The following is a 3,937-nucleotide window of genomic DNA, read 5'->3' as shown; positions in this document are numbered from 1 at the left end:
CCCCCGACCCCCTGCCCCCGCTTCGCGGGGGAGGGGGAGAAATGCGCTTACGCGCTTACTTCGCCCCGGTGCAGGAGCTCGCCCCCTCTCCAACCCCTCCCCCGAAGTTGGGGGAGGGGTCGACCGCCGTCGCGAGGAACGAGCGAAAAGGCGGTCGGGGGAGAGGGCCCCCCGTCGCGCAGCGACGGGTCTTCCGCCTCGTTCTCACCATCGCCTGCCGTCCGCCCCACCTCCGTACCTCCGTACCTCCGTACCTCCGTACCGTCCTACAACGCCTGCAGCAGCGCGAAGGGCAGGCTGAAGCTTTCGCGGATCAGGTGCTTGCGCTCCTCGGAGCGGTTGCGCGAGATGGGGCTGGTGCGCGTGGGCGACGTGTATCCCTGGATCCCCACCTGCCGCGCCAGCAGCTTGAGCCGCAGCATGTGGAACGGGTCGCTCACCATCACCGCCGTCTTCATCTCCCGCGACCGCATCAGCCGCGACACGGCCTCCATGGACTCCACCGTCGTCATCCCCCCGCGCTCCGTCAGGATGGCGCTCGCGGGGACGCCCTGCCGTATGGCGTAGCGCCGGCTCACCACGGCCTCGCTCACCGTGTCGCCCGGCGCCTGTCCGCCCGTCATGATCAGGACGGGCGCCACGCCCGTCTTGTACAGCGCGATGGCATGGTCCAGCCGCGCCTTGAGCACGGGCGAGGGACGGCCGTCGTACTGCGCGGCGCCCAGGACGACGATGGCGTCGGATTTGGGCGTCTCGTTGCGCCGGCCCCACAGGTGGATGGAAGCCAGGCACAGCGCCCAGCCCGCCAGCATCACCAAGCCCAGCTTGATGAGCCCGCGCAGGATGCGCACGGGCAACGGCGCGCGCCGCCGATCCGGCGCGGGCGCGGGCGGGGTCGGCGGCGGCGCGGCGGATGGGCCGGCCAGCGTGCGGTCGTCGTCGTCGTCCAGCGGCATCGTCTCCCGTATCTCAGGCGCGCTGCAGCAGCCGCTCGCGCAGCAGGGTGGGCCCCAGGTCCTCGCGAAGGAACTCGTCCGCGGCCTCGGGGCCGGCCTCCAGGCGGTCCTCCACCTCCGTGATCAGCTCGCGGTCGCTGCTGTCGGCGTGCACCTCCGCGCGGGCCAGGGCCGCCCACGCGGGGTCGTCCCACCCCTGCGCGCCCATGGCCAGCGCCGCGAGCAGCTGCACCTCCACGTCGTCGTCGCGCTCGCCGGCCGCCTGGTGCAGCTGCTCGGCGCCTTCCTCGCCGCGCCCCGCGTCCACCAGCGCCAAGCCAAAGAGCCCGCGCAGCCACGAGTCCGCCGGCGTGCGCGACAGGGCCTCCTCCAGCGCGTCCAGCCCCTCGTCCGTCCGCTTCGCAAGCAGGTAGGCCATGCCCAGCTCCGCGTGCACCCCGGCGTCCTCCGGCGCCAGCCCCCGCGCGGCCTCCAGCTCCGCGATGGCCTCGCCGAACAATCCCTCGCGGGCCAGGTACGCGCCGTACGCCGCGCGGGCAAACGGAAACTCCGGCGCCGTCAGGGCCGCCATGCGCAGGGCGGCCTCGGCCGCGGGGTCGTCCAGGGCCGAAAGGCCGCTGCCGGCCGCCGCCAGGACGAACGGGTCGCTGGGCTCCATGGCCAGCGCCGCGCGAAAGTGGTCGTACGCCTGGCTCTCCTCGCCCAGCCGCTGCGCCGCCATGCCGGCCCACGTCAGCAGGAGCGGATCGTCGCCCTGCTCCTCCAGCGCCTCGGCCAGCAGCTCGTACGCCTCGTCCCAGCGCTCGTCCTCGCCCAGCGACTGGGCGCGCGCGGCCGCGTCCTCGATGACCTCCGCCCGCTCCGCCGCGCCCCGTGCCTCGCCGTCTTCGCTCATCCGCTCCGTCGTCCTTCAGAAATCACGATTCATCCGCCTGAGGGTATCACCCCCCAGCCGGGGAATCGTGCCCCGCCGCCGCGCCTTTCGCAAGGTGCGCTCCGCCGCGTACAACAACTACCACGCCGGTGACGAATTGGATTCAACACGGCGATTCCACTCCGGCGGCGCACGGGAACGCGACGCGGGCGGAGACGATTGCTCGCCTCCGCCCGCGCGGTACGCCGATGCCGATGGATGCCTGGGACGGGGATCGAACCCGTAAGGGCATAGCCCGGCAGATTTTAAGTCTGCTGCGTTTGCCAGTTTCGCCACCCAGACGCGGGGATCGTCACGAGGCGAACAATCCACATCCATAAAAGATAAACGGCGGCCGCCCGACCGTCTACGGTCTCGGGCGCCCGCCGCCCGCCGCGTCCACGGCCTCGCGCAGGCGGCGGATGTTCTCCGCCACGCTCGCCCTTGCGTTGTACACGGCCGAGCCCGCCACGAAACACGTGGCCCCGGCCGCGACGACCTCGCCCACCGTGTCCGGCGCCACGCCGCCGTCCACCTGCAGCTCCACGTGGTCCAGCCCGCGCTCGTCCAGCATCCGCCGGATGCGCGCGATCTTGTCCGTGCTCGTGGGGATGTACGACTGCCCGCCAAAGCCCGGGTTCACCGACATCACCAGCACCAGGTCCACGTACGGCAGGATCTCCGCGATCGAATCGACGGACGTCGCCGGGTTCAGCGTGACACCGGGCTTCACCCCCAGCTCGCGGATCTGCTGCACGGTGCGGTGCAGGTGCGGCGAGGTCTCCACGTGCACGGTGATGTAGTCCGCCCCCGCCTTCGCGAAATCGGCCAGGTACCGCTCCGGCTTCTCGATCATCAGGTGCACGTCGATAGGCAGCGAGGTGGAGCGCCGCGCCGCCGCCGCGATCAGCGGCCCGATGGTGATGTTGGGGACGAAGTGCCCGTCCATCACGTCCACGTGAATCCAGTCCGCCCCCGCCGCCCCGGCCTCCGCGATGTGCTCGCCCAGCCGCGTGAAGTCCGCGGAAAGGATGGACGGCGCGATCTTCACCCGGCTCATCGGCCCCCCTCCCGCGTGCGCACCCGCACGCCGTCCGCGCCCGCGATCACCACCGCCGTCGCCATCCCCAGGAACAGCCCGCTGTCGATGATGCCGGGGCGCACCGCCAGCCGCGCCTCCAGGGCCTCCGGGTCCGCGATACCGTCCGGAAAGCGGCAGTCGAAGATGCGGTTGCCGCCGTCCGTCACCACGGGCTGGCCGTCGCGCACGCGCAGCACGGGCTCGGCGCCCAGCGCGCGCAGGAACTCCGGCTGGATGGCCGCGCCGAAGGGATCGACTTCGACCGGGAGCGGCGCCTTCGTTCCCAGGCGATCCACCACCTTGGACTCATCCGCCACGATCACCAGCTCGCGCGATGCGGCGGCCACGATCTTTTCCCGCAGCAGCGCCGCGCCCAGCCCCTTGATGAGCCGCAGCTGGGGATCCACCTCGTCCGCGCCGTCGATGGTGAGGTCCACGCGCGGCCGCTCGTCCAGCGTGGCGAGGGGGATGCCCAGGCGGCGGGCGCGCCCGGCCGTGTCCTCGGAGGTGGGGATGCCCACCACGTCCTGCCACGCGCCCGCCGCGCGCCGCTCGGCGATCACGTCCAGCAGGTGGCGCACGGTGCTGCCGGTGCCCAGGCCCAGCGTCATGCCGTCGCGAATCCACTCCGCGGCGCGTTCGGCCGCCGCGCGCTTCAGCGCCTCGGTATCGCTCATGGGGATGTGTCGATCTGACTCTGCGGGTGTGTCGTCCGATGGACGGTCGTAAGGGACGGCAACCTATCACCCGCCGGCCCGTTCTGCGACCCGGGAAGCGATGCGGGATGGGGATTCGCGGAGAGAATGGAGGGAACCGGCGGCGGGAGGACCCGGTGAGAAAGACGAAGAGGGGCGCCTTGCGGCGCCCCTCCCGTTGGAACGGTCCTGCGGTGGCGATTACTCGCCGCGCACGCCGCCCACCTTCACGTCCAGCTGGTAGGGCTGGAACTCGCAGCCCGGACGCACCGGCACGTACAGCACTTCCGTC

4 protein-coding genes and 1 tRNA gene are annotated in these 3,937 nt (G+C 72.0%); all 5 read right to left on the bottom strand.

The window, feature by feature from the left end; all coding sequences use genetic code 11:
* Positions 1-266: 266 nt before the first annotated feature.
* The 5 genes from VFZ20_RS06335 to rpiA all read right to left on the bottom strand — a co-directional run bounded on the left by VFZ20_RS06335 (position 267) and on the right by rpiA (position 3,627).
* Positions 267-956, bottom strand: coding sequence for a YdcF family protein (locus VFZ20_RS06335; protein WP_329682997.1), 690 nt, complete (start codon positions 954-956; stop codon positions 267-269).
* A gap of 13 nt (positions 957-969) precedes the next feature.
* Positions 970-1,851, bottom strand: coding sequence for a tetratricopeptide repeat protein (locus VFZ20_RS06330; RefSeq protein WP_329682996.1), 882 nt, complete (start codon positions 1,849-1,851; stop codon positions 970-972).
* A 238-nt stretch (positions 1,852-2,089) separates the two neighbouring features.
* Positions 2,090-2,172 (bottom strand) — tRNA-Leu (locus VFZ20_RS06325).
* Positions 2,173-2,236: 64 nt separating this feature from the next.
* The gene (gene rpe, locus VFZ20_RS06320; RefSeq protein ID WP_329682995.1) at positions 2,237-2,929 is read right to left on the bottom strand and encodes a ribulose-phosphate 3-epimerase; all 693 of its coding nucleotides are present in this window, start codon (positions 2,927-2,929) and stop codon (positions 2,237-2,239) included.
* Positions 2,926-3,627: a ribose-5-phosphate isomerase RpiA gene (gene rpiA, locus VFZ20_RS06315; protein ID WP_329682994.1), complete on the bottom strand. Its 702-nt coding sequence runs from the start codon at positions 3,625-3,627 to the stop codon at positions 2,926-2,928. The genes rpe and rpiA overlap by 4 nt, the downstream gene beginning before the upstream one ends.
* Positions 3,628-3,937 lie beyond the last annotated feature (310 nt).

Origin of the sequence: Longimicrobium sp., from assembly GCF_036280135.1 — a bacterium.
Taxonomy (GTDB): domain Bacteria; phylum Gemmatimonadota; class Gemmatimonadetes; order Longimicrobiales; family Longimicrobiaceae; genus Longimicrobium.
Note: the sequence above shows the minus strand (reverse complement) of the source record. Positions and strands in the feature narration are given on the sequence as shown.

Excerpts from the sequence above, each read along its gene's own strand:
- rpiA (WP_329682994.1), bottom strand. The coding sequence starts at position 3,627 with ATGAGCGATACCGAGGCGCTGAAGCGCGCGGCGGCCGAACGCGCCGCG.
- VFZ20_RS06335 (WP_329682997.1), bottom strand. The coding sequence starts at position 956 with ATGCCGCTGGACGACGACGACGACCGCACGCTGGCCGGCCCATCCGCC.
- rpe (WP_329682995.1), bottom strand. The coding sequence starts at position 2,929 with ATGAGCCGGGTGAAGATCGCGCCGTCCATCCTTTCCGCGGACTTCACG.
- VFZ20_RS06330 (WP_329682996.1), bottom strand. The coding sequence starts at position 1,851 with ATGAGCGAAGACGGCGAGGCACGGGGCGCGGCGGAGCGGGCGGAGGTC.